This window comes from Burkholderia pyrrocinia, from assembly GCF_003330765.1.
Lineage (GTDB): Bacteria > Pseudomonadota > Gammaproteobacteria > Burkholderiales > Burkholderiaceae > Burkholderia > Burkholderia pyrrocinia_B.
Genome location: NZ_CP024902.1, coordinates 480264 through 505111, shown reverse-complemented (window position 1 = coordinate 505111; position 24848 = coordinate 480264). Strand labels below are relative to the sequence as shown.

Below are 24848 nucleotides of genomic sequence, written 5' to 3'. Positions count from 1 at the left end.
ATGCGCGGTCAGGCTCGGGCGCCGAGCCGCCAGAGCGACGTGACCTCCGCGCGGCGCGCCGCGTGCAACGGATCGTCGGCGTCGGCCGACTTCGGGTGCGCGGGGCGGATGTCGTCGCGGCCGAGCACGACGAGGCCCGCTTCGTCGATCCATTGCAGCAGCGTGTCGCGCGACCGCAGGCCGAGATGCTCGGCGAAATCGGACAGGATCAGCCAGCCCTCGCCGCCCGGCTCCAGATGCGCGGCGAGCCCCGCGAGGAAACCGCGCAGCATGCGGCTGTCAGGGTCGTAGATCGCGTATTCGATCGGCGCGCTCGGCCGGGCCGGCACCCACGGCGGGTTGCAGACCACGAGCGGCGCACGGCCGACCGGAAACAAGTCGGCTTCGACGACGTCGACCCGGCTCGCATGACCGAGCCGCGCGACGTTCTCGCGAGCGCAGGCCAGCGCACGCGCATCCTGGTCGGTCGCGACGACGCGCTCGACGCCGCGCGACGCGAGCACAGCCGCCAGCACGCCGGTGCCCGTGCCGATGTCGAACGCGAGCGACGTCGCGGGCAGCCGCGCGCGCGCGACGAGTTCGACGTATTCGCCGCGCACGGGCGAGAACACGCCGTAGTAAGGATGGATCGGCGCGCCGCCGAGCGCCGGGATCGGCACGCCCTTCTTGCGCCATTCATGCGCGCCGACGAGGCCGAGCAGTTCGCGCAGCGACACGACCGACGGCGCGCCGCCGGGCCCGTACGCCTCCTCGCACGCGGCGCGCACGTCGGGCGCGCGGCGCAGCGGGATCGCGTAGTCGGCGTCGAGCGGGATCAGCAGCATCCCGAGCGTGCGGGCGCGCTGCGACTGGGCGAGACGATGCAGGTTGAACGCGTCGATGCCGGCCGCGGCCGCGGCTTTCGCCTTCTTCGGCTTGTGCTCGACACGCCGCGCCATCGCTTGCACGAGCTGGCGCGCATTCTGGAAGTCGCCCTGCCAGACGAGCGCGGTGCCCTCGCAGGCAAGGCGGTAGGCCGCGTCGGCAGTGAGGCGGTCGTCGGCGGGCACCGCGCGCTTCGGCGGTTGCACACCGGCTTCGGAGCGCCAGCGCACGGCATGATCGGCGCCATCGGCGTCGGTCCAGTGGAAAACAGGGGAATCGGTCACGCGAACTCGGTTACGGTTGGCTTCAACGGGCGGCGGCATCGCGCCGCGCGGCTCACACCATACCGCGCTTTGCCTGCGCGGCAAAGCGCGGGCACCGGCAAGCGCCGGGCGCCGCCACGGGCACGCTGCTCAGCCGCCCCAACCCGGCATCGCGGGCATGCGCAGCGTGCCCGCGTCGTTGAAATGCACGGTGCCGAGCACGCCGCCCGCGAGCCGGCCGCGCAACGCATACGGCAGCTCGCCGTTCGCGGCCGCGCCGGGCAGGTTCCACGCCTGCCGCGCGGCGGCGAATGCCGACACGGAAACCGGCACGTCGAGCACGGCCTCGCCGAAACGCGGCACGGTGCCCGAGCGATCGCTGACGCCGCTCGCGAACGGCGTGCCGTTCAGGTCGAGCGCGACCGAAATGCCGTCGTATTCGATCGGCGCATCGTTCGGGTTCTGCACGCGCAGCTTCAGGCTGAAACGCATCTCGAGCCCCTGCCCGACGAGCGGGTCGAGCCCGGCGACCGACACGCGCACGGGGTCGCGCGTCAGCCCCGCGCAACCGCCGAGCAGGAGCACGGCTGCGAACAGCAGCAGTACGGCGCGCAGCGGCGCGATACGGAACAGGGCTCGTGGCATGGGAAGGCCTCCTCGCGGCAATCGGTGATCGGGTCGTCGATGCATTGTACCGAGTACGCCCCGGCACGCCCGGCTTCGTAGTTTTCTCATCCGCGCAAGATCGTTAATAGATTAAAACTACGAAATCATCAGCTAAACGCAAAGCGCATTAATGACTTCCGGCATTCAATGAAGCACGCAAAATTCAATAGATGCACTTTCTAAATTTTTCGTTTCCTTTACCTAAAACCATCAAGTATATTTACGCATCCTTGGAGCAAGCCGACAAACCTTAAGCCGCATGACGGCGATTTTACGGAACGGCGACACGCCTTCCTTCCGTCCTGCGGACTGGCCCGGCCAGCCCCGTAGGTCGTCGGTTCAAAGGGATTGCGCGCCCGTGCAGGGCGTGCGGCCCCGTGTCGTGCGCGCGAAATCAATTCAGTACAACACGCGCCCGGCCATTTTGAACCGGCAAGTTAACCGACATCCGGAAATCCAGAGGGGGCAGTAAACCATGATTACCTTTACGTAGTCGGCCGCCGCTTTTCGAATAATCCGTCATTGGCATTTTTCGTCGCTGTTGATTAACGGCGAGGGGATTGCTTTTGCCGGCGTTTTCGCAGCACTGGACGATTCATTCAACAATCGAGGTTTCAGTCATGTCGATCAACATTCGCAAGATGCGTTATCTGCCGCTCGTTGCCGCACTCGCGCTCACCGGGTGCGGCGGCGACGACAGCGGCGTGGGCTCGGCTTCCGCGCTCAGCTCCGCCGGCGCGCCGCACTCGGGCTCGTCGCCCGCCGTCACCGCGCCGCCGAGCGCTTCCAACGTCGACAAGAGCGTATCGCCTGTCGAGCTGCCGGACACCGTGGTACCCGTGAACTACCGGCTGTGGTTCCGCCCGAACGAAGCGCTGAACGCGTTCGACGGCCGCGCCGACGTCGAGATCAAGGTGCTGAAGCCGGTCAACAACATCGTGATCGCCGGCCACCGGATCAAGTTCACGAATGGCCGCATCACGCTTCAGCCGGGCAACATCCAGCTGATCGCGACGCCGCAGGACAAGGGCGACTTCTACCAGCTGCGCCCCGTGAGCGGCACGATCTCGCCGGGCAACTATTCGCTGCACATGGAGTGGTCGGGCATCATCAACTTCAAGTCGTATGACGATCCCGTCAAGAAGACGGGCGGCAGCTGCGGCGACGATCCGTATCCGGGCTGCTCGGCCGCGGAAGGCATCTTCCGCGTCGACCTGAAGAGCACCGACGGCACGACGAGCGGCGCCATCCTCACGCAGGGCGAAACCAACCTGTCGCGCCAGTGGTTCCCGGGCTGGGACGAGCCGGCGTTCCGCCCGACCTATGAAGTGACGGCCGAAGTGCCGCAGAGCTGGCGCGTCGTGTCGAACGCGGCCGAGAAGCCGTCGACCAGCATCGGCGGCGGCTACAAGCTCGTGCAGTTCGACAAGACCCCGCCGATGCCGTCGTACCTGCTGTTCTTCGGCGGCGGCCTGTTCGACACCTACGAGGACGACTTCACGAGCCCGCTGCCGGGCGGCAAGGGCGGCCTGCACCTGCGCGTGTTCACGCCGCCGGGCATGAGCGACTGGGCGAAGCCGGCGATGGACCGCACCAAGCAGGCGCTCGACTTCTACTATCGCTACACGGGCATTGCGCTGCCGCTCACCAAGTTCGACACGGTGGCCGCGAACGACGCGTTCAAGGAGCAGAAGGACCTGAACTTCGGCGGGATGGAAAACTGGGGGTCGATCCTCGAGTTCGCCGACGACATCCTGCCGCAGCCGGGCCAGCCGATGTCGCACTATGGCAACGAGGTGCTGACGCACGAAGTCGCGCACCAGTGGTTCGGCGATCTCGTCACGACCGACTGGTGGGACAACGTGTGGCTCAACGAGTCGTTCGCGACGTTCTTCGAGACGAAGACGACGATCCAGTTCTTCCCCAACGAGTTCAGCTGGCTCGACCAGGTGAAGAACAAGTACCGCGTGATCAATCGCGACATCGGCCCGAACGCGTTCCCGGTCGCGCCGAACTTCAACGACTGGGCGTCGAACGACTTCGTGCTGAGCGCGAGCGCGTTCACGTATGACAAGGGCGGCCACGTGCTGAAGACGCTCGAGAACTATCTCGGCGAACAGACGCTGCGCAAGGGTCTGCAGCAGTACCTGACCGACTACTCGTTCGGCAACGGCACGCCGAAGCGCCTGTGGGATGCGCTGTCGAAGGAGAGCGGCCAGCCGGTCGGCCCGATCGGCGACAGCTACGTGCGTCAGACGGGTGTGCCGCTGATCTCGCTCGACACGCAGTGCGACCTGACGAAGAACCAGACGATCGTCACGCTGAAACAGCAGCCGTTCCCGAACAAGAACGCGTATCCGGGCCTGCAGTGGACGGTGCCGATCACGCTCGCGTACGGCCAGGGTCTCGCGAAACACACGACGCTCGCGCTGAAGGATACGCAGACGCAGACGCGGATCGACGGCTGCACGGGCGTGGTCGCGGACCCGAGCGGGCTGGACTACTACGTCGTGAACTACAGCGACGCGGCATGGAGCGGGCTGCTCACGCAGGTCAACCGCTCGACCGATCCGGTGCTGCTGTCGAACCTGCAGAGCGAGGCCGCGCTGCTGGTCGCGAACAACCTCGCGCCGGCTTCGCGCTCGACGTCGATCGGCTCGGTCGCTTCGCCGGCCGCGATGAAGCTGCGCCAGACGCCGACCTTCGGCGGCATCGCGCCGACGACGAAGGAACGTCCGGCACTGCAATACCAGGGCATCTTCAAGCCGCGCAAGGGTGTGACGCAGTAACGGTGCGTGCCCGGCCGGTGCCGCGCAGCCTGCGGCGCCGGCCGGCGTACCGGCCTTCCCGACCTTTGACGGGCCTCGCGAGCGAGGCCCTTTTTTCTTTCGGCACGGCCCTGTGGCCCCATGGCCCCACGCCCCCGCTCGCCGTCACGCCCACGCGGCGTCCCACGCCGGCTGCGCGAACCACGTCGCCAGGAACGCGACGAGCTGCGACACGCGCGCACTGCCGCGCGCCTGCTGGCGCAACACGTGGATCGTCGCCTGCTCGGCCGCCGCCGCGTACTGCCGCAGCACCGCGCGCAACCGTCCGTCGCGCAGCGCATCCCCGGCGAGCCAGGTCGGCAGGTGCGCGAGGCCGAGCCCGTCGATCGCGGCTTCGAGCAACGCCTCCGAATGATTGCTGCGAAACCGCGGCTGCGCCGGCACGTGGCGGCGGTCGCCGAAGCGCCACGCGCCCGGCGGCGGCGCGCCATGCCAGGCGAGACAATCGTGCCCGGCGAGCGCGTCGGGCGATTCGGGCTCGCCGCGCCGCGCGAGGTAGGCCGCGCTCGCGCACAGCACGCGCCGCTGCGGCGCCAGCACCGTCGCGACGAAGCGTGTGTCCTCGAGCGGGCCGATGCGCACCGCGAGATCGACGTCTGCGCCGAGCCGCGCGCCCTGCAAGTCGACCATGCTGTCGGTCAGCACCAGGTCGACCTGCAGCGCCGGACGACGCTGCATGAACGCGGCCAGCGCAGGCATCAGGTGCAGCCGGCCGAACGGCGCCGGACAATCGACGCGCAGCAGCCCGCTCGGTTCGTCGTGCTGGCTGTGCAGGTCTTCCTGCAGGCCACGCAGGTCGGCCAGCATCCGCGTCGCGCGCCCGTACAGCAATTGCCCGGCCTCGGTCGGCTGCAGCGCATGCGTGGTGCGATGCAGGAGGCGGATGCCGAGCTGCGTCTCGAGCCGGTCGATGCGCCGCGTGACCGACGACGCGGCGACGCCCAGCCGGCGCGCGGCCGCCGAGAAGCTCTGCTGGTCGACGACGTCGACGAACAGCGCCAGATGGGGGGCAAGGAAGTCGTCCATTCGAGGCCTTCGGATTTTGCTATGCGCCAATCGCAAAACAATCATCCGCCTTTGCATGTTTCCGCGTCAAATCGGGCCGACTAAACTGCATTCATCCTTTCCACCCGTTGCATGCGCCGGCCCGCAGGCACGCGCGGCAACCATCCTTCACGGAGATCATCATGCGCAGCATCCGCTTCGACGGCCCCGCCGTCGGCATCGAGTCGCTCGACGCGCGCGTCAGGGAAATCGACCCACCCGTGCCGGCCGACGGCCAGATGCTGATCGAGGTGCGCGCGGCCGGCGTCAACCCGAGCGACGTGAAGGCCGCGCTCGGCCGCATGCCGCATGCGGTGTGGCCGCGCACGCCCGGGCGCGACTGGGCCGGCATCGTGCGCAGCGGCCCGGACAGCTGGATCGGCGCGCCCGTGTGGGGATCGGGCGGCGATCTCGGCGTCGGGCGCGACGGCTCGCACGCGGAATGGCTCGTGCTCGACGCGGCACAGGTGCGCCGCAAGCCGGCCGTGCTGACGCTCGACGAAGCGGCCGGCGTCGGCGTGCCGTTCGTCACCGCGTACGAAGGCTTGCGCCGGGCCGGCATGCCGACGGCCGACGACGTCGTGCTCGTGTTCGGCGCGAACGGCAAGGTCGGCCAGGCCGCGATCCAGCTCGCGACCGCGCGCGGCGCGACCGTGATCGGCGTCGAGCGCAGCCCCGGCGGCTATCGCGGCCATGCATCGGGCGACGTGCGCATGATCGACGCATCGAACGAAACGGTTGCCGACGCGGTGCGCGCGGCGACCGGCGGCCACGGCGCGGACATCGTCTACAACACGGTCGGCAGCCCGTATTTCGAAGCCGCGAACGCATCGATGGCGATCGGTGCGCGGCAGATCTTCATCTCGACGATCGACCGCAGCGTGCCGTTCGACATCTTCGCGTTCTATCGCGGCCAGCACACGTATGTGGGGGTCGATTCGCTGCAGCTCGGCGGCGCCGCGGTCGCGCAGATCCTCGACATGCTCGCGCCCGGCTTCGGCAACGGCACGCTGCGCCCGTTTCCGATCGGCGACGACCATATCTACCCGCTCGAACGCGCGCACGACGCGTATCGCGCGGTGCTGGCCGGTGCTCGCGAGCGCGTCATCCTCAAGCCCTGACGCCGAGCCACACGGGAGACCGCCATGACGGATTACGTGACCTCGCTCGCGGTGGGCCTCGGCGTCGGCGTGCTGTACGCGCTGCTGCACGTACGCTCGCCGGCCTGCTCGGGATGGTGGTCGGCGAGCGCGCGATCGCGCTGCTGCGCTGAAGCGCCGCCGGCGCTAGCGGTCGCCGCGACGGCGGAACGCCCACCATGCGGCGAGCCCCGTGAAGCCCGCGACGAGCAGCACCATCAGCCAGAAACCGTGCTTGTTCTCCGAGAACGGCACGCCGCCGACGTTCATCCCGAAGAAGCCCGCGACGATGTTGATCGGCAGCGCGATCACGGTCACGAGCGTCAGCGTGAACAGCGTCCGGTTGTTCTGCTCGTCGAGACGCGATCCGATCTCTTCCTGCAACAGCTTGATCCGCTCGTTGAGCCCCGACAGATCGACGAGTACGAGCGAGAACTCTTCGGTCGATTCGCGCAGTTCCTGCACGTCTTCCGCGTGCAGCCACGCGGGCGGCTTCGCGAGCAGCCGGAAGATCGACCCGGGCTCGGGCGCGAGCATGCGCTGCAGGCGCGTCAGCGTGCGGCGCATCGCGCCGAGCTCGATGCGGCTCGACGTGAGCCGCTGCGACAGGAAGCGATCCTCGATGCGGTCGACGTCGACGCTCGTGCGCCGCATGATCTGGATCAGCAGGTCGGCCTGGTCGCGCAGCAGGTGCACGAGCAGTTCCGCGGGCGACCTGAACTGCTCGCCGTCGCGCACGCACGCGCGCAGCGTGTCGACCGAGCGCAGCGGCTTGAGCCGCGCGGTGATCATGATGCGCCGCTCGACATGGACGAACAGCGTCGCGATCTCCGACGGCGTCAGCTCGAGGTTGAACATCACGTCGTTGACGATCGCGCGCAACGCGCCGTCTTCCTGCTCGATGCGCGTCGAGCGCGAACCTTCGTGGAGGAATTCGAAGAAGCTGTCGGGCAGCTCGAGATGCGTGCGCATCCAGCGCTCGCTCGCGCCGTGCGCGAGATTGAAGTGCAGCCAGACGAAATCGCCCGACGCGGCCGCATCGTGCGCGCGGCACGTGCGCAGCCACGTGGCGGCCGCGTCGGCGTCGAGCATCGCGCCGGATCCGCCCGGAACGAAGCGGAATCCGCACACCATGCCGGACGTATCGGCGCCGTAAGTCTGTACGATCAGGTCCATCGTGTCGAAGGTCGTGCGGCGCGCGCCGCGCCGCACATCGCGGGTCGCGGGCCCGCGCCGGGGAAAGAAAGGAGACGTATGCCCGACGGGCGTGACGCGCTCGTGACAGCGTCACGCGGCATCATACCGGCAGCTTTCCTTGCCCCAAAAGCAACGCGCCGCCCAACGGGCGGCGCAGGTACGGCATGGCGACATGCGCAGGACGGGTTACTGCCGCGTCTCCGCCTGCGCGGCGGTCGGGCACGCCGGGTCCTTGCCCCACTGGCCGTCGCAGACGCGCCAGCGGCACAACTGATCCTCGAAGAAGCCGCGCTCCGAACACGCCTTCACGCGCGACGCCAGCGAGCCGGTCGCCGCCGTCTTGGTCGGCACGGCCTGCGCCTTCTGCGCGGCGAGTTTCTTGTCGGCCGGCTTCGTGCGCGCGACGAGCGCCGCGAGCAGATCCGCATCCGGATCGTCCTTGCCGGCCGCCTTCGCGCTCGCGGTACGGGTCGACGTCGCATCGCGGCGCTTCTTCGCCTGCGCGAGCTCGGCCTGCTGCTCCTTGTGTTGCTTGCGGGCCTCGGCCTTCGCATCGGCCTTGCCGTGCGCCGCGACCTTCGTGCTCTTCGCGGCGTCGGCCTTCGCGGTTTGGGTCGTCGCGGCCGCGGCGGCCGTGGCGGCTGCAGCAGCCGTGACCGCGCCCGATGCGTCGTCGGCGCCACCGGCGAGCGCGCGCGACAGGCGGCTGTTGTCCGCGGCGGGCGCGGACGATGCGGACGCAACGGTCTGGGAGGCCGAATCGTCGTTGACGATCGTGGCCGGTTGCGCGGCGGGCGCGGCATTCTGCGCGACCTGCACGGCGGCATCGCTGGCCGGTGCGGCCTTGGCCGGCGCCGTCGCGGCAGGCGCAGCCGCGGCCGTGACAGCGGCGGCCTGCTCGCCCGAATGCTGCTGCATGCGCCACGCGCCCCAGCCGCCGACGGCAACCACCAATGCCACGACTGCGGCGATCGGCGCCTTCAGCGAACGGCGCGGCGGTTCGGCGGGCGGCGTGACACGGCCTTCCAGATTCGCGAGAATGCGCGACTGCTGAGGTCCTCCCGCGCCGGCCGGTTTCGTATCGGACAGCAGGCTGGGCGGAGTTTTCGAATTTGAATTTTCCGGCGCACTCATTCAGCGTCTCATTGAATCCTGGTTTAATTCACCGCGATAATATAGCCCGGCTTCTCGAAGCAGCCTGATTCTAAGAGCAAGCATTGCAAAACACAATCAATTCCAATTTCCGGGGATTTCTTTGATTGCCGTCGCACTCGTCGCCTATTTCGCCCTTGCCGTCGCGGTTGCGGCACTGTTGCTTTTACCGGGTATCCGCGCGACCGTTTTCGAATCCGTCGCCCAGTTTCACGGCCGTCTTACGCGCCGTGCGAACGATCGCGCCGCGCGTACGCGAAGTCAGATTGTTAAATCGGCAAGCGCTACGCGCGGCGCTTTAAACGATGTGCAAAATTTACTGGTTCGGCGGCGCTTGATGATTACGGTATCGGCAGGTATTCTTGCGACGCCGCCATTGGTCGCCATTGCGTTACGCGGCCGGCAATTGTTCCAGTACGACGACACGGCGCGCGTGCCCGACGAGAAGATCGCCGCGCTGCTGCAGGGCGAACAGCTCGTGCCGCCCCCGCCGCTGCCGCCGGAAGTCTTCGCCACCAAGGAAGTCGAGCAGGTGCGCCCGGCGCTGAAGGATGCGAGCCGCGACTGGAACCTGCTGGACCCGGATTTCCGTACGCGTTTGCTGCTGGTCTACAAGATCATGCACGAACAATATGGTTATGAAATGGCGCTGCTGGAAGGTTACCGGAGCCCGGAACGGCAGAACCGGCTGGCGCAGATGGGCGGCAACGTAACCAACGCGGCTGCCTTCCAGAGTTATCACCAATTCGGGCTGGCGGCCGACAACGCGTTCCTGCGCGACGGCAAGCTGGTCATTACCGAGAAAGATCCGTGGGCGATGCGCGGCTACCAGTTGTACGGCCAGGTCGCCGAGCAGGTCGGCCTGACCTGGGGGGGCCGATGGAAAATGATGGATCTCGGGCACGTGGAATACCATAAACCCGGTTTTAAACTGGGACGCGGCAGCTAGCCAGGGCTGCCGGACAAGAAATAATGAGGGCGGCATGGGGCTTTTTAATATCCCGGCAGGAAACGATATGGGCGGCGCAAAAAATCATGCATTCCGGTGCGCGATTTTTTCCGGCCGCCGCTTCCGTTTTAAATCTCACAGCGTCCTTTCGTTAATGCGCGCGCCTTCTCCGATGCCGCGGGCGCATTGATGCCAGCCCCCTTCATCCCGTTTGACAGCATGGCGACACATCGCGGCGCCACCCTTGCCGCTCGTCGCGCCTGCGTCGCCTCACCGAATCGCACCGGAACCTGAACGTCCTATGCAACGCATCCTCAACGTGCTGACTCATCCGCGTACGCTCTCGATTGTCGGGATCGTCGCGCTAGCGGCGATCCTCTTCATCGTCGCCGACATGCTGCAGCTGCCGCTCCTGTGGGCAGCGATCGCCTTCGCGGCGATCCTCGCGCTGTGGCTCGTCGTCGCGCTGTGGCGCCGCTGGCGCGTGAAGCGCGCAAACCAGCAGCTCGGCCAGATCCTGGAAGAACAGGCGGAAACCGGCAAGATCGCCGCACCGGCCGCCGCCGCGCTCGCGCCCGACGCGAAGACGGCCGACCTCGACGTGCTGCGCACGCGCCTGTCGGATGCGGTGAAGACGATCAAGACGTCGAAGATCGGCCAGGTCTCGGGCGGTTCCGCGCTGTACGAACTGCCGTGGTACATCGTGATCGGCAACCCGGCCGCGGGCAAGAGCAGCGCCGTGCTCAATTCCGGCCTGCAGTTCCCGTTCGCGGACAAGAACAGCGCGGTCATCCACGGCATCGGCGGTACGCGCAACTGCGACTGGTTCTTCACGACCGAAGGGATCCTGCTCGACACGGCCGGCCGCTATTCGGTGCACGAGGAAGATCGCAGCGAGTGGCTCGGCTTCCTCGGCCTGCTCAAGCGCTATCGTCCGAAGGCGCCGATCAACGGCATCATCGTCACCGCGAGCATCGCCGAACTCACCGGCAACCGCCCCGAATTCGCGATCAACCTCGCGAAAAACCTCCGCCAGCGCGTTCAGGAGCTGACGGAAAAGCTCGAGGTGTTCGCGCCGGTCTACGTGATGTTCACGAAGGCCGACCTGATCACCGGCTTCACCGAATTCTTCAGCAGCAGCGACAAGCACGAGTACGACCGCGTGTGGGGCGCCACCCTGCCCTACGAGCCCGACGACAAGCGCGACGTCGTCGCGCAGTTCGACACGCACTTCGAGGAACTCTACGAAGGGCTGAAGGAGATCAGCGTCGCGCAGCTGTCGCTGTCGCGCGGCAACCAGCTTTCGCCGGGCCAGTTGAGCTTCCCGCTTGAATTCTCGACGATCAAGCCGTCGCTGCGCGCGTTCCTCGCGACGCTGTTCGAGAACAACCCGTTCCAGTACAAGCCGATCTTCCGCGGCTTCTACTTCACGAGCGCGCTGCAGGAAGGCGAAACCAGCAGTACGGCCGCGCAGCGCATCGCGCACCGCTTCGGCCTCGACGCGAACGCGCTGCCGAAGCCGCACAGCGCGTTCTCGAAGAACGGCTTCTTCCTGCGCGACCTGTTCTCGAAGGTGATCTTCGCGGACCGCCAGACGGTGCGCCAGTTCGCCAGCCCGACCAAGACGCGGCTGCGCTACGCGACCTTCTTCGGCTTCGTCGCGGCGCTCGCGATCGCGCTCGGCGGCTGGACCTGGTCGACGATCGGCAACCAGCAGCTCGTCTCGAACGTGCAGGCCGACCTGGACAACGTCACGCGCCTGCAGCAGGGCCGCAACGACCTGCAGTCGCGCCTGCAGGCGATGGACATCCTGGAAGACCGGATCGAACAGCTCGAGCAGTTCCGCCGCGACAAGCCGCTGTCGGTGTCGCTCGGCCTGTACCAGGGCGACCGTCTCGAGCAGCACCTGTTGACCGAGTACTACAACGGCGTGCGCCAGATCCTGCTGGCCCCCGTGTCGCAGAACCTCGCGTCGTTCATGAAGGACGTGAACGCGCACCCCGAACAGCTCGTGCCGATGACGCGCCCGCCCGAGTCGGGCGCCGTGCAGGCCGGCGCGCTGCCGGTCTCGACGAACGCGGCAGGCGCCGCGCCGCTGGCCGGTGCCGCACTGGCCGCGTCCGGCGCCGCGCCGGCCGCCGCGCAACAACAGCCGGCGGCACCGCAGGGCGGCCTCTACAGCGATGCTTCGCCGACCAACGTGCAGGACGCGTACAACGCGCTCAAGACGTACCTGATGCTGTCCGACAAGCGTCACGTCGAGCAGGCGCACCTGACCGACCAGCTCGCGCGCTTCTGGCGCGGCTGGCTCGAGACGAATCGCGGCAACATGCCGCGCGACGAGATGATCCGCAGCGCGGAACGCATGATCTCGTTCTATCTCGCCCGCGTGAACGACGACGACTGGCCGATGATCGACGCGAACCTCTCGCTCGTCGACCAGACCCGCGAGAACCTGCGCCGCGTCGTGCGCGGGATGCCGGCCCGCCAGCGCGTCTACGAGGAAATCAAGGCTCGCGCGTCGACCCGTTTCGCGCCGATGACCATCGCGCGCATCGTCGGCGACGGCAACCAGGGGCTCGTGGCAGGCAGCTACGCGATTCCGGGCACGTTCACGCGCGAAGCGTGGTTCGACTACGTGCAGCCGGCGATCCGCGACGCAGCGACCAAGGAGCTGCAGGCGAAGGACTGGGTGCTGAACACGTCGACGCAGGACGACCTGACGCTCGAGGGCAGCCCCGAGCAGATCCAGAAGACGCTCGTCGGCATGTACAAGACCGAGTACGCGCAGCACTGGCAGAAGTTCATGCAGGGCATCGCGGTGCAGGGCTTCAGCAGCTTCGGCCAGGCCGTCGACGGGATGAACCGTCTCGGCGACCCGCAGGATTCGCCGATCCGCAAGATTCTCGAGACCGCGTATGACCAGACGTCGTGGGACAACCCGTCGCTCGCGAACGTGACGATCAAGAAGGCGCAGACGGGCGTCGTGAACTGGGTCAAGCAACTGTTCTCGCGCTCGCAGGCCGGCCAGGTGGCGGCCGCCAACATCGACATCAACGGCAATCCGGCCGAGGTGCCGATGGGTCCGATCGGCCAGGAGTTCATCGGGCTCGCGCGGATCGTCGCGACGCACGACGGCACGTCGATGCTGAAGGGCTACATGGAATCGCTGTCGAAGGTCCGGACGCGCTTCAACGTGATCAAGAACCAGGGCGACCCGGGCCCCGGCGCGCGCCAGCTGATGCAGCAGACGCTCGACGGCAACGGTTCGGAACTCGCTGATTCGCTGAAGCTCGTCGACGAGCAGATGCTGACAGGCCTCACCGATTCGCAACGCAAGTCGCTGCGTCCGCTGCTGGTGCGGCCGCTGATGCAGGCGTTCGCGGTCGTGATCCAGCCGGCCAGCACCGAGGTCAACAAGGTGTGGAACGCACAGGTCTATCAGCCGTTCCAGAACTCGCTCGCGACGAAGTACCCGTTCGCGGCGAGCGCGAAGGTCGAGGCCGGCGCCGGCGAGATCGCGCAGGTGTTCGGTCCGGACGGCTCGATCGCGAAGTTCGTCGGCACGACGCTCGGGCCGCTCGCGGTGCGCCGCGGCGACACGCTCGCCGCCCGCACGTGGGGCGACATGGGCATCGGGCTCACGCCGGACTTCACGAACGGCTTCGCGCGCTGGGTCGCACCGCTCGCGGGCGGCGCAGCAGGCAGCGCGGCCGCGTCGTCCGAGCCGCAGACCGTGTTCCAGATCCTGCCGCAGCCGAGCACGGGCACGACGGAATACACGATCGCGATCGACGGCCAGCAACTGCGCTACCGCAACACGCCGCCGCAGTGGACCAACTTCGTGTGGCCGAACCCGTCGGGCTCGCCGGGCGCGACGCTGTCCGCGACGACCTTCGACGGCCGCACGGTGCAGCTCGTCAACGAGCCGGGCCGCTACGGTCTCGAGAAGCTGATCAACTCGGCGCAACGCAAGCGCCGCCCGGACGGCACCTTCGACCTCACGTGGGTGCAGGGCAGCGTGAACGTGTCGGTGACGATGCGCATCATCAGCACGTCGCAACCGACAGGTGGTGGCGGCGACCAGCCGCAGCAACAGAGCCTGCGCGGCCTGCAGCTGCCGTCGTCGGTCGCCGACGCGAGCGCGGGCGCCGCGCAGAATGCGACGCAGTCCGGCACGGGCACGCCGGGCGCAGCGCCGGCCATCGCGGCCGCCAACGCAACGAATGCACAGGGGGCGCAATGACGCAAACCGTACAGGCGCAAATCGCCTACTTCGGCAAGATTCCGTCGCGCGGCGACTTCGTGAAGAGCGCGCACAATCCGCAGCTGCTGCAGACGCTCGATCGCTGGATCGCGCAGGCGCTCGAATTGCTCGCGGAAGATCCGCGCTGGAAGATCGTCTACGAGGATGCGAAGCCGATGCATTTCGCGTTCCTCGGCTCGCGCAGCAAGCTCGCGATCGCGGGCCACATGGTCGCGAGCCACGACGTGTCGATGCGCCGCTTCCCGTTCCTCGGCGCAACCGCGCTCGAGGTCGACCGGCCGCTCGCGTTCCTCGCGCGCAGCCCGCTCGCCTTCGCGCGGCTGTGGTCGCGCGTCGCCACGCAGATGCCGCCGCTGCTCGGCAAGGACGAGCCGCCCGGCGCGCTGCAGGCGCTCGGCGACACGCAAGTGCCGATCGATGTCGGCGGCCCCGGCACGTCGCATGACGGCACCTTCAACGATTTCGTCGAACACCAGTCGCTGTACGGCCTCCAGGAGATGCTGCTCGAAAGCGGCCACCCCGTACGGCTGCGCGGCGCGATGCTCGCGCTCGGCTCGCTGCTGCGGCCGGTGATGCAGAGCGGCTCGTCGCACATCGAGCGCGGCCTCACGCTGCCGCTGCCGGTCGATCCGTTCTACCGCAGCCTCGTCGCCGCGTTCTGGCTCGAACTGATCGCGCCGTTCGTCGCGCAGGCCGACTTCGAGCTCGCGATCTTCATCGGCTCGATCGCCGAGCGCGAACGGCTCGTCATCGGCTTCAACGGCGCGTCGGCCAAGACGCTGCTGAGCGTTGTCGACCCGCAGACCTACGCCGCCCACAACATCGACATCGACGATCCCGAGTGGATCGACGCCCATGCGCAAAACGATCACCAGATCAGCAAGCTCGTCAGCTACCTCGACCAACCGCAACTCTCGCTGCGCGTCGCCATCGACGCGTTCCGCGAAGCGTTCATCGGAGGCTGACGGGATGCACCGCATGAATCACGCACGACGCGCAGGCGTTTCGACTGTCTTCGCCGCCCTCCTCGCCGCCGGCCTGTTCGCGAGCGGCGCGAGCTTCGCGCAGAACACCGGCGCGACCGTCACGCCGGTCGGCAACGGCACGGTAGCGACGACCGCGCTGCCGTCGTCGAACACGAACCCCGGCGCCGCGCCGGCAACCGCGTCCGGCACGGTGGTGCACGGCACGGCCGGCACCCTCACGCCGCCGCCCGCGAACGCGGCGCCAGGCCAGGTGGTCGTCGGCGGCAAGGTGCCCGACGAGGGGACCAAGGCCGCCGTGCTGCAGAAGCTGCGCGATACCTATGGCGCGACGAACGTCGTCGACCAGATCGAGGTCGGCGACGTCGCGACGCCGCCGAACTGGAGCGCGAACGTGCAGAAGCTGCTCGGCGCGCAACTCAAGCAGATCAGCAAGGGGCAGTTGAAGATCAACGGCACGCAGATCGAGATGAAGGGCGAGGTGCACAACGAGGCGCAGCGCCAGCAGCTCGCGAGCGACATGGCGAACACGCTGAACCCGACGTACACGATCAAGAACGGGCTGCGTGTGTCGGCATCCGAGCAGGGTGTGCTCGACCAGACGCTCGCGAACCGGACGATCGAGTTCGAGACCGGCAGCGCGACGCTGACGCCGCAGGGCCGGCTGATTCTCGACCAGATGGCGGCAGCACTCTCGAAGATGCAGAACCGCACGGTCGACATCATCGGCCACACCGACAACTCGGGGAACCGGACGTCGAACATCGCGCTGAGCCAGGCGCGCGCGGACGCGGTGAAGGGTTATCTGATCACGAAGAGCATTCCGCCGCAGCAGATGACAACGACGGGCGTCGGGCCGGATCAGCCGATCGCGCCGAATGATACGGCGGATGGAAGGGCGAGGAATCGGAGGATCGAGTTCCGGGTGGGGCAGTAACGGACGAGGCTGCAAGTGGCTTCGTTATAAGCCAAGTGGGCTTGTGCACGGGCGACGGCCGTTGGGACGCCGCCCGTTGCGCTTACGTCAAATGTGATCAGACAAACACGACGCATCAACGCTCACTGATCCATCACCTGTTTCAAGTAATCCTGAAGAACCTTTGTTCGTTGCTCCGTCAATTCCGTGAGGCATTGCGCGTGATTGACAGTCAGCCATTGACGTGCCCCACCGTTCACGCTTGTTCGAAAATCACACTCTGCGTCCCGGAATGCCACCCAAGCTCGTTGAGCCGAAATGATCTGCGTCTTGGGAATGAGCCCGCTATCAGGATCATCCTTGAGCGTATTCAGGAGCTTTTTATAGGTTTGATTCAGTATCGAATCTGCGGCGCGCCGACTCTTTTCGGCACATTGATAATTCGCTTGCGCACTTTCAAGATCGACCCCTCCAGGCGGATTTCCACAATCGATCGCAAATGCCTTTGCAGAAACGACCAAGGAAATTACCGCACCAACAAATAAAAAATACCTCATCGCATTGCTCATTTCTTGTCGTATGCATCCGTATAAGTTTCTACCCAATAGAGATCCTCAGCCAAAAAACCCGTCTCATCTTTTATGAGTTTTTTAGCACGAGTAATCTCATCCTTCTGCACCAGCTTGCCACCGATACTATTACTCTTCTTCATATTCAGATCAGCGATATATTGCACCGCCTTCTTCTCATCCGCACCATCAGAGAAAGGCGTGGTCAAACCTAGCGCCGCCGCAGCTCCGGTAATGAAATTTTTGGGTGCGCCACGAATAGCACATGCCGCTACAAAGGCAATCCCGAGCGCAGATCGAATGTTGTTATCCTTACAAAATTTCAATGCGGGATTCATGTAGCCTTCGACCGCGAACTCAAGTTGCGCCTCCTGAAAAATATCGACCTTACCAGCATTAACAAAGCGCTGCTTCCAAGCACCCTCCCACAAATCCTGCTTAGGACCACCAATATTCGTTGCGATCGGCTGCACCCGCTTGCCGCGAATCTCACTACCGACCGGCAGCTTATTCATTCGCGCGAGTTCACTCAACCGCCTCCCTTCCGATGACTTGCGAATCGAATTCCAGTGCGCTTGCCCCGAAGCATAATCAACGCCCTTGACGTCAATGCCAGACGTAGTCAATGTGATCAATTCGTCGTTGTTATCACCAAATGTCACTGAAAAAGTATCAGGATCCTTGCTTTTCATCTTCTGCAACAGTCTACCAAGCGCGCCGCCATCTTGAGTAAACTGAATGATGCCGTACGAAAGCCCGATATGAACGATATGTGCATACGACACGTTTTGACTTATCGACATGTGGAATTCGGAGTCCAGATTCTCGGCCGTAAACGGATCTTTGCCGCTTTCACAGATTGCAACCGCTGCAATGATTTTAAGACGCTCATTCCGGTCCAACACAACACCCTTAAATTCAATCACGTGCGGCTTCTTGTTCAGACGATCGAGCAGGGCCTGATGATCGACACTGTCGTTCTTGTTCTTCTTTTTGGGCGATGCCGCTGGAGCCGCGGGTGGTGACGTCGTAGGCGGTGACGTCGTAGGCGGTGACGTCGTAGGCGGTGACGTCGTAGGCGGTGACGTCGTAGGCGGTGACGTCGTAGGCGGTGACGTCGTAGGCGACGAAGGATCAGCCTTCTTTGTTAGAGGCACATCGTCTTCATGTTGTGCTTCCTTCAACTCGCCGTTCCGACGGAGTTGTTCCAGCAACGCATCTGCGAGATCAATCTTGCAGATATTGCCTCTTTCATATGAGTATGGTTCTGAGCCGAGACCATCCTTGCCGCTTCCAGTTTCTGGGTCCACCATCGGCCGAACAAAGGGCGGAAAGACGTCGTCCTTGTTCGGCGGATAGGGGTATCCCGATGGGTCATTATTGAACGTCATATGTTCTTCCCGCTCAGTTTCTTCAAAATCTCGATGCGAAGAATATCTGCCTGATCGCTGATTGCGAGTTGCGCAACGCCGTCATGGTCCGTCTTGCCCGTGACTGTCTTACCGTTCTTGAGATGGACTCGGATTGGTCTATCAGGAATGGAGAAACCCTGATCATCCACGACCCAGACTGGTCGATCATAGAGATGATTAATAGGAAGATGCGGAAGAGGGTAGTTTGTCTGAGTCGGCCCCGCAAAACTGTGGACGCTCCCTTTTAAATCGATCTTCCCCGGCGCGTGAATTGCGATTTCACCATCCTTGATCCGGATATAGGCGCCGCCCGACGTCAGCAGGATTTCGCTTTTGGCCGCCACCTCGACGCTCTCAGTTGCCGACAACACCTTCACAGCCTTCTGCGCCGTTAGTTCGATGTCGTCCATGTGCGCCTGCACCTCAACCTTTCCCTTCGCGGCGAACAACTTCATCCCCGCGTTCTGCACAAAAAAGCTGATTTTGTCAGCAACGCTTGCGATCAAAGACTTTCCGCTGACAACGAACGTGCTTTCGCCACTGACGATATTGGTCTGCCGGTCGCTCGCCAGGTGCACCGACTGCTGCGACGCCATCCCGATCCCCGCCGGGCTCGCGAACAGCATCACCGGCTCCTTGAACGCATTCGCGTTGCCCGTCCCTCCGCCCGCTGTCCTGCCGCCTGACGACGCGCCCGCCACGCTGTTCTTCGTGGCATCGGTGAATTGCTTCAACGCATCGTGACCATCGCCGAGACTTCCTGCCTGATGCATTTCACTGACCTGCGACATCGATTCGAGCAGCCCGTCGGCATTGGCAAGCTGCTGCTGCGCTTCGCTCACGTCGAGCGGCTGGCTGTTCGCCTGCTTCGGATGCGTCGTCACGTACAGCCCTTGCGCCGCACGCACGGCGCCGTAAGCATCCGTCCGCAAGTCGAACCCCGAGCCGAGATACGCGCCGCGCGTGTTGCCGTTCTGCTCGATCAGATAACCGAGATGAAGCATTGAATTCGCGTTGCTGCTGAACAGGCGCGCCCGGTTCTGCCCGGTCGCGTCGTCGAGCACCATCTCGTTGTGACCCGATCCCGCATACTCCTTCGACCGGAAGCCCGACAGGATTCCGTCGCTATGCCACTGCGGCTTGGCGGCCCCGTTGTAGACACGATGCATCACGATCGGCCGGTCACAGTCCCCGCCGATGTAGCCGATCATCACTTCCTCGCCGACCCGCGGAATATGGACACCGCCGTAACCGCCGCCGGTATCCGACTGCACGACGCGCACCCAGCACGACGCGTTTTCGCGCCCCTCGCTCTGCCGGTCCCAGACGAACATGACCTTGATCCGGTTCAGTTCGTCCGTATAGACCTCCTCGCCCTTCGGCCCGACGACGATGGCCGTTTCGAGTTGCATCGCAGGCTTCCGGTGCTCGAACGGGCTGCGATACGGCACGGCCGCGCGTTGCGCTTCGACTTCGACGAGATAGAACCCGGCCGAACCGTCGTCATGACCGACTTCGAATGCAGCCGCTTCGCCATAACCGGCTTTCACCTGTGCCAGCCGGCCCTGCAGGCTGTGCGGGAAATTCGCTTCGTGGTCCGAGATCGGCAGGTTGTTCTCGATGTACCGCGACACCTTCAATGCCGCGAATTCCCGGTCTTGCGCCACATCGCGGTCGTGCTCGGGGTGATCCGCCAGCGTGAAGCGCCGCCCGGCGTCGATCCCGCGCACGCCGCCCACGCCGAAGAAACGCTTCGCGCGCGACTCCCACTCCTCAAGACGGATCTTCGACAGATGTTCGCCGCGATCCTGGCCCGCATACGTATACGCACCGGTGTATTCGTAGATTTCTGCCTGGTCCGGCAGCTCCCCCTGGCCGGCCTTCGTCGGCAACGTCGTGCCGTTCGGATTGCCCGGCGAGGACGGCGACTTGTAGTCGAAGGTACGCGTCGTGTGCAGCGTGCTCTGCAACGTCCGCGATGCCGCCCATTGCGTGAAACCCGCAGTCTCGGTGCCCGTTCCCGAATGGTCGAACCTGACTGTTTTCGGCGACAGTTCATCGACCGCATGCAGGTCGTCGGTAATGACCAGCGTGTGCGCGTTGCCGTCTTCGCTGTGCCGCCAGAAACCAAATAACCCTTCGTCTTCCATCAGGCGATGCACGAAGTTCCAGTCGGTTTCGCTCTGGCGGCAATACGAACGCGACGGCAGCGGCTTCGACAACGCGAACTGGTACTGGCCCTTGGCCTGCGGATGCGCGTCGAACACGTCGGCCAGGATCGTGTCGACGCTCTGGTCCTGCCAGTACCGCATGTCGCTGCGGAACTTGAGAAAGTGCATCCACGATGCGAAGGTCAACTGGTAGCCCGACAAGCTGCCGTCCGCACCAAGCCGGCGCGCCGTATGGATATAGCCGTTGATCGGAAGATACGACTTGTCCGCCTGCTGGATCCACAACGTGATCGGCTTCGCGATCAGCGTCTTGAGCTCGACGTCGCTCGCGGTAGAGACCAGGTCCAGCTCGACACTGAAATCGCGCCCCAGTTCGGAACAGGTCACGGCGCGGCGCGGTATCAGCGCATTGTTCGGCAGCGACGGGATGTCTGTCTTCAGCAGGCGATCCTGCTGAATCAGGCCACCGCGAATCGCCTGTGCCAGTTCGGTCACGTTCATGCGTCATCCATCTTCTTGTGTGCCGCGAACCCGCCGGGCTCGCACTCTCAGGTCAACAGCCCGCCGCTCACGACTGCTCGTCCGGCCTCACGCCGAGCAGTTCGCGAATATGCGACAGCGAGCCGTCGTCCTTCACGACGCTCTCGAGCCACTTGTGCAACGGCATGTCGGCCCATTCGGCCGCCTTGTCGGCGAGATACGCGACCGGGCTGTGCGGCTCGGTCTGACGAAAATAACGCGCCACCGCCCGCAACTGGTCGACGGCCTGCGCGCGGTTCTGGATGCCGGCGATCATCTGCGTCACCGGAGGACGAGAAGCGGTCTGCTGCTGCACGTGAGTCTCCTCGTTCTGGATCGAATTGCCGAAAACAGGCTCGATGCGCTCGGGCTGCGCCTGCGGCGCCGATGGCGTGTGCGGCGTGCTGCCCGTATAACCCTGCTCGCGTGCGAAACGCTCGGCGAGCCGGTACACGGTCTCGAACGCGTCGCGCGCCTGCCGGAAGCTCGGCGCCGAATCGCCCGCGCGCTCGACGAGCCGCTCCTCGAACGCATCGAGCGCAAATTCGAACGCCTTCAGGTTCGCCAGCAGTGCTGTATAGAACGCGATCGGCGTCACGCGCCGCGACGAATCGATCTGGTCGATCGACGGCTTGCCGCGCGCGATGTCGTCCGCGTGTTCGGGGTCGCGCTTGATGGACTGCGCGACGTGCTGCGCCACTTCCCAGTCGAGCGTGCTGAACGCGTTCGACGCACCGTCCGTGATCGGCACCGCGCGCAGCAGCTCGGCCGTGCGGCCGGCGAGCCACGCGACGTTGCCGAGCCGGTACTCGGTGTCGTCGCCTTCGGGCAGCGGGTGCACGGTGTCCCAGTACTCGCGGCACAGGCCCTCGAGCAGCGCATAGCCCTCGGTGAGACCGGTGATGCCGTCCTCGAGCCCAAGCGCCTCGGTCAGCCACACGGCGAGCCGCAGGTCCTTCGTGCGCATGCGCAGCAACTCGCCCGCATGGTCGACGACGAAGCCCCAGTCGGCCTCCTTGATCTCGGTCACCCATTCGCCCTGGTCGAGCGTCGGATCGTCGTAGCGCCGCGCGTCCTGGATCGCGTCGAATTCGTTCGAAAACAGCAGGTCGTCGCCGCTGGGCGACACATCGCTGATCGGCGTCAGCAACTCGGGGAGATTGATCGGCATGGTTCAGTGAATCCGTTGATGCATGAGATGTCGCGCGCGGGGCTCATTCGACCGCGTACGCGAATTCGCCGGCCTCGTCCGCGCGCACCGCGATGCGCGCGATGGCCTCGCCGTCGGCGATCCGGCCGAGCACGTGGCCCGCGATCTCCGGCAGCAGCGTGCCGTTCAGGATATGGTCGACGTTGCGGGCGCCCGAGTCGACCTCGGTGCAGCGCGCCAGCACTGCCTCGACGAGCGACTCGTCCCATTCGAACGCGGCCTTGTGGTTCGCCTCGATCCGACGGCGGATTCGGTCGAGCTTCAGCTCGATGATCTCGGCCAGCACGTCGTCGGAAATCGGATAGTACGGCACGACCTTCATCCGCCCGAGGAACGCGGGCTTGAACGCCTTGTACAGCTGCGGGCGCAGCGTCTCGGCAAGCGCGTCCGGATCGGGCAACTCCTCGGCCGGCTTGTTCAGGCAGGCCTGCATCACCGCGGTCGACCCGACGTTCGACGTCAGGATGATCAGCGTGTTGCGGAAGTCGATCTCGCGCCCTTCGGCGTCGTCCATCGCACCCTTGTCGAACACCTGGAAGAACATCTCGAGCACGTCGGGGTGCGCCTTCTCGACCTCGTCGAGCAGCACGACGGAATACGGGTTGCGGCGCACGGCCTCGGTCAGCACGCCGCCTTCGCCGTAGCCGACGTAGCCCGGCGGCGAGCCCTTCAGGCCGGACACGCTGTGCGCTTCCTGGTACTCGCTCATGTTGATCGTGATCATCTTGCGCTCACCGCCGTACAGGACGTCGGCCAGCGCGAGCGCCGTCTCGGTCTTGCCGACGCCCGACGGCCCGACGAACATGAACACGCCGCGCGGCTTGTTCGGATCCTCGAGGTTCGCGGACGCCGTGCGCACGCGCTGCGCGATCGCGTCGAGCGCGTGGTCCTGGCCGATCACGCGCGCGCCAAGCAGCGACTGCAGGTTCAGCACCGTGCCGATCTCATCCTTCACCATCCGGCCGAGCGGAACGCCCGTCCACGCGGCGACGATCTCGGCGACGACATGGCCGTCGACCTGCAGCGGCACCATCGGCTCGCCGCCCTGCAGCGCATGCAGCGCCGTCACGCGTTCGGCGAGCTGGTCGCGCGTCGCCTGCACGTCGACCGGCTGGCCGTCTTCCGACGGGCCGCGCGACTTGTCGAGCGCTTCGCGCAGTTCGGTGATCTCGGCGACGATCACGCGCTCGGCTTCGTAGCGCGCCTCGTCCTTCGCCAGTTGTTCGAGCGCCGCGTCGCGCGTGCCGCGCAGTTCGCCGAGGCGCTCGTCGTGCGGCGCGCCGCCGGCCGCTTCGCGTTCCAGCGATGCGATCTCCGCGTCGATCCGCTCGATGCGCTTCTTCGTGTCGTCGATCGCCGCCGGTGTCGCGCTGTGCGCGAGCGCGACCTTCGCGCACGCGGTGTCGAGCACGCTGATCGCCTTGTCGGGCAGCTGGCGGCCGCTGATGTAGCGGTGCGACAGGCGCACGGCCTCGGTAATCGCATCGTCGAGGATCCGCACATTGAAATGCTTCTCCATCAGACCGGACATCCCGCGCAGCATCGCGGCCGCGAGCGGCTCGCTCGGCTCCTCGACCTTCACGACCTGGAAGCGCCGCGCGAGCGCCGCGTCCTTCTCGAAGTACTTCTTGTATTCGCTCCACGTCGTCGCCGCGATCGTGCGCAGCTCGCCGCGCGCAAGCGCCGGCTTCAGCAGGTTCGCCGCATCGTTCTGGCCGGCCTGGCCGCCCGCTCCGATGATCGTGTGCGCCTCGTCGATGAACAGGATGATCGGATACGCGCTCTTCTTCACCTCGTCGATCACGCTCTTCAGGCGGTTCTCGAACTCGCCCTTCACGCTCGCGCCGGCCTGCAGCAGCCCCATGTCGAGTACGTGCAGCGCGACGCCTCGCAACGGCGGCGGCACGTCGTCGGCCGCGATGCGCAGCGCGAGCCCCTCGACGACCGCCGTTTTGCCGACGCCGGCCTCGCCGGTCATGATCGGGTTGTTCTGGCGGCGCCGCATCAGGATGTCGATCGCCTGGCGGATCTCGGCTTCGCGGCCGATCACCGGATCGATCTTGCCGTCGCGTGCACGCTGCGTGAGATTGGTCGTGTACGTGTCGAGCGCGGGCGTCTTCGACGGGCCGGCCGCGGGCATCGTGCCGTCGGCGCCCGGCGCCACGCCGCCGTCGTCCGTATCGGCCTGGCGCGGTTCGGCCTCGCTCGACCCGGCCGTGATCTCGTCGAACTTGTGCTTCAGGTCCGTCACGTTCATTTCCGCGAACTGCGACGACATCCGCTGCGCGAACTGCGCGAGATCCGGCGCGGTCAGCAGCGCGAGCAGCAGGTGCCCCGAGCGGATGCGCCCGAGCTGCGAATCGAGCGATGCGATCAGCCAGGCCTGTTCGAACAGCGCGATCAGGTGCACGGAAAACACCGGCGTGCGCGTGTTCCCCGTCTTCAGGCGCGTCAGTTCGCGCTCGAGATCGGCGCGCAGCGCATGCGGATCGACGCGGCTCGCGCGCAGCGCGAGCGGCAGGTCGCCCGCCGGCGCTTCGAGCAACGCGAGGAACAGGTGCTCCAGATCGACCTCGTAGTGGCCGCGCGCCAGGCACGCGCTCGCCGCACGCTCGGTCGCGTGGCGGCACAGCGGGTTCAGTTTCGTGATCAGGGTCTTCAGAGGCGTGCTCATGGCGTCGATCTCAGGTTCGATTGCG

16 protein-coding genes and 1 pseudogene are annotated in these 24848 nt (G+C 65.7%); 7 read left to right on the top strand and 10 right to left on the bottom strand.

The window, feature by feature from the left end:
• Positions 1 to 8 precede the first annotated feature (8 nt).
• Both CUJ89_RS02355 and CUJ89_RS02350 read right to left on the bottom strand, forming a co-directional pair.
• Positions 9 to 1148 (bottom strand): methyltransferase, encoded by a 1140-nt coding sequence (locus tag CUJ89_RS02355; protein ID WP_114175913.1) that lies wholly within the window; start codon positions 1146 to 1148, stop codon positions 9 to 11.
• Between the two features lie 129 nt (positions 1149 to 1277).
• The gene (locus CUJ89_RS02350) at positions 1278 to 1772 is read right to left on the bottom strand and encodes an LEA type 2 family protein (protein ID WP_114175911.1); all 495 of its coding nucleotides are present in this window, start codon (positions 1770 to 1772) and stop codon (positions 1278 to 1280) included.
• 641 nt (positions 1773 to 2413) lie between these two features.
• On the opposite strand from CUJ89_RS02350, the gene CUJ89_RS02340 reads away from it, so the two are divergent.
• The gene (locus CUJ89_RS02340) at positions 2414 to 4582 is read left to right on the top strand and encodes a M1 family metallopeptidase (protein WP_114175907.1); all 2169 of its coding nucleotides are present in this window, start codon (positions 2414 to 2416) and stop codon (positions 4580 to 4582) included.
• Positions 4583 to 4726: 144 nt separating this feature from the next.
• Here the strand turns inward: CUJ89_RS02340 and CUJ89_RS02335 are convergent, their stop codons facing one another.
• Positions 4727 to 5647, bottom strand: a complete 921-nt coding sequence (locus tag CUJ89_RS02335) for a LysR family transcriptional regulator (RefSeq protein ID WP_114175905.1) — start codon at positions 5645 to 5647, stop codon at positions 4727 to 4729.
• Positions 5648 to 5808: 161 nt separating this feature from the next.
• On the opposite strand from CUJ89_RS02335, the gene CUJ89_RS02330 reads away from it, so the two are divergent.
• Positions 5809 to 6786 carry a quinone oxidoreductase family protein gene (locus CUJ89_RS02330; protein WP_114175903.1) on the top strand — a complete coding sequence of 326 codons (978 nt, stop codon included), beginning with the start codon at positions 5809 to 5811 and terminating at the stop codon, positions 6784 to 6786.
• A gap of 24 nt (positions 6787 to 6810) precedes the next feature.
• Positions 6811 to 6858: pseudogene (locus CUJ89_RS38440) on the top strand (hypothetical protein); the annotation flags it as partial.
• Between the two features lie 93 nt (positions 6859 to 6951).
• On the opposite strand, the gene CUJ89_RS02320 reads toward CUJ89_RS38440, so the two are convergent.
• Positions 6952 to 7980 (bottom strand): transporter, encoded by a 1029-nt coding sequence (locus CUJ89_RS02320; protein WP_114178460.1) that lies wholly within the window; start codon positions 7978 to 7980, stop codon positions 6952 to 6954.
• A 207-nt stretch (positions 7981 to 8187) separates the two neighbouring features.
• Positions 8188 to 9135 carry a phage tail protein gene (locus CUJ89_RS02315; protein WP_114175901.1) on the bottom strand — a complete coding sequence of 316 codons (948 nt, stop codon included), beginning with the start codon at positions 9133 to 9135 and terminating at the stop codon, positions 8188 to 8190.
• 121 nt (positions 9136 to 9256) lie between these two features.
• Between CUJ89_RS02315 and CUJ89_RS02310 the strand changes: the two genes are divergently transcribed.
• The 4 genes from CUJ89_RS02310 (at position 9257) to CUJ89_RS02295 (ending at position 16289) form a co-directional block, all read left to right on the top strand.
• Positions 9257 to 10102, top strand: a complete 846-nt coding sequence (locus CUJ89_RS02310; RefSeq protein WP_114175899.1) for a M15 family metallopeptidase — start codon at positions 9257 to 9259, stop codon at positions 10100 to 10102.
• Between the two features lie 301 nt (positions 10103 to 10403).
• Positions 10404 to 14348: a type VI secretion system membrane subunit TssM gene (gene tssM, locus CUJ89_RS02305; RefSeq protein ID WP_114175897.1), complete on the top strand. Its 3945-nt coding sequence runs from the start codon at positions 10404 to 10406 to the stop codon at positions 14346 to 14348.
• Positions 14345 to 15334 (top strand): type VI secretion system-associated protein TagF, encoded by a 990-nt coding sequence (tagF, locus tag CUJ89_RS02300; protein WP_114175895.1) that lies wholly within the window; start codon positions 14345 to 14347, stop codon positions 15332 to 15334. Before tssM ends, tagF begins: the two co-directional genes overlap by 4 nt.
• A 4-nt stretch (positions 15335 to 15338) precedes the next feature.
• Positions 15339 to 16289 (top strand): OmpA family protein, encoded by a 951-nt coding sequence (locus CUJ89_RS02295; RefSeq protein ID WP_114175893.1) that lies wholly within the window; start codon positions 15339 to 15341, stop codon positions 16287 to 16289.
• A gap of 122 nt (positions 16290 to 16411) precedes the next feature.
• On the opposite strand, the gene CUJ89_RS02290 is transcribed toward CUJ89_RS02295, so the two are convergent.
• The 5 genes from CUJ89_RS02290 to tssH all read right to left on the bottom strand — a co-directional run bounded on the left by CUJ89_RS02290 (position 16412) and on the right by tssH (position 24823).
• Positions 16412 to 16837, bottom strand: coding sequence for a lysozyme inhibitor LprI family protein (locus CUJ89_RS02290; RefSeq protein ID WP_114175891.1), 426 nt, complete (start codon positions 16835 to 16837; stop codon positions 16412 to 16414).
• Positions 16834 to 18228, bottom strand: coding sequence for a hypothetical protein (locus tag CUJ89_RS02285; RefSeq protein ID WP_152036578.1), 1395 nt, complete (start codon positions 18226 to 18228; stop codon positions 16834 to 16836). Before CUJ89_RS02285 ends, CUJ89_RS02290 begins: the two co-directional genes overlap by 4 nt.
• Positions 18225 to 20921 carry a type VI secretion system Vgr family protein gene (locus CUJ89_RS02280; protein ID WP_114175887.1) on the bottom strand — a complete coding sequence of 899 codons (2697 nt, stop codon included), beginning with the start codon at positions 20919 to 20921 and terminating at the stop codon, positions 18225 to 18227. The genes CUJ89_RS02285 and CUJ89_RS02280 overlap by 4 nt, the downstream gene beginning before the upstream one ends.
• Before the next feature lie 67 nt (positions 20922 to 20988).
• The gene (gene tssA, locus CUJ89_RS02275; RefSeq protein ID WP_114175885.1) at positions 20989 to 22110 is read right to left on the bottom strand and encodes a type VI secretion system protein TssA; all 1122 of its coding nucleotides are present in this window, start codon (positions 22108 to 22110) and stop codon (positions 20989 to 20991) included.
• A 43-nt stretch (positions 22111 to 22153) separates the two neighbouring features.
• Positions 22154 to 24823, bottom strand: coding sequence for a type VI secretion system ATPase TssH (gene tssH / locus CUJ89_RS02270; RefSeq protein ID WP_114175883.1), 2670 nt, complete (start codon positions 24821 to 24823; stop codon positions 22154 to 22156).
• Positions 24824 to 24848: the final 25 nt, after the last annotated feature.

What these genes read in the sequence shown, in the direction of transcription:
- CUJ89_RS02350 (WP_114175911.1), bottom strand. Translation starts at nt 1,772, where the DNA reads ATGCCACGAGCCCTGTTCCGTATCGCGCCGCTGCGCGCCGTACTGCTG.
- CUJ89_RS02340 (WP_114175907.1), top strand. Translation starts at nt 2,414, where the DNA reads ATGTCGATCAACATTCGCAAGATGCGTTATCTGCCGCTCGTTGCCGCA.
- CUJ89_RS02335 (WP_114175905.1), bottom strand. Translation starts at nt 5,647, where the DNA reads ATGGACGACTTCCTTGCCCCCCATCTGGCGCTGTTCGTCGACGTCGTC.
- CUJ89_RS02330 (WP_114175903.1), top strand. Translation starts at nt 5,809, where the DNA reads ATGCGCAGCATCCGCTTCGACGGCCCCGCCGTCGGCATCGAGTCGCTC.
- CUJ89_RS02320 (WP_114178460.1), bottom strand. Translation starts at nt 7,980, where the DNA reads ATGGACCTGATCGTACAGACTTACGGCGCCGATACGTCCGGCATGGTG.
- CUJ89_RS02315 (WP_114175901.1), bottom strand. Translation starts at nt 9,135, where the DNA reads ATGAGTGCGCCGGAAAATTCAAATTCGAAAACTCCGCCCAGCCTGCTG.
- tssM (WP_114175897.1), top strand. Translation starts at nt 10,404, where the DNA reads ATGCAACGCATCCTCAACGTGCTGACTCATCCGCGTACGCTCTCGATT.
- tagF (WP_114175895.1), top strand. Translation starts at nt 14,345, where the DNA reads ATGACGCAAACCGTACAGGCGCAAATCGCCTACTTCGGCAAGATTCCG.
- CUJ89_RS02295 (WP_114175893.1), top strand. Translation starts at nt 15,339, where the DNA reads ATGCACCGCATGAATCACGCACGACGCGCAGGCGTTTCGACTGTCTTC.
- CUJ89_RS02290 (WP_114175891.1), bottom strand. Translation starts at nt 16,837, where the DNA reads ATGAGCAATGCGATGAGGTATTTTTTATTTGTTGGTGCGGTAATTTCC.
- CUJ89_RS02285 (WP_152036578.1), bottom strand. Translation starts at nt 18,228, where the DNA reads ATGACGTTCAATAATGACCCATCGGGATACCCCTATCCGCCGAACAAG.
- CUJ89_RS02280 (WP_114175887.1), bottom strand. Translation starts at nt 20,921, where the DNA reads ATGAACGTGACCGAACTGGCACAGGCGATTCGCGGTGGCCTGATTCAG.
- tssA (WP_114175885.1), bottom strand. Translation starts at nt 22,110, where the DNA reads ATGCCGATCAATCTCCCCGAGTTGCTGACGCCGATCAGCGATGTGTCG.
- tssH (WP_114175883.1), bottom strand. Translation starts at nt 24,823, where the DNA reads ATGAGCACGCCTCTGAAGACCCTGATCACGAAACTGAACCCGCTGTGC.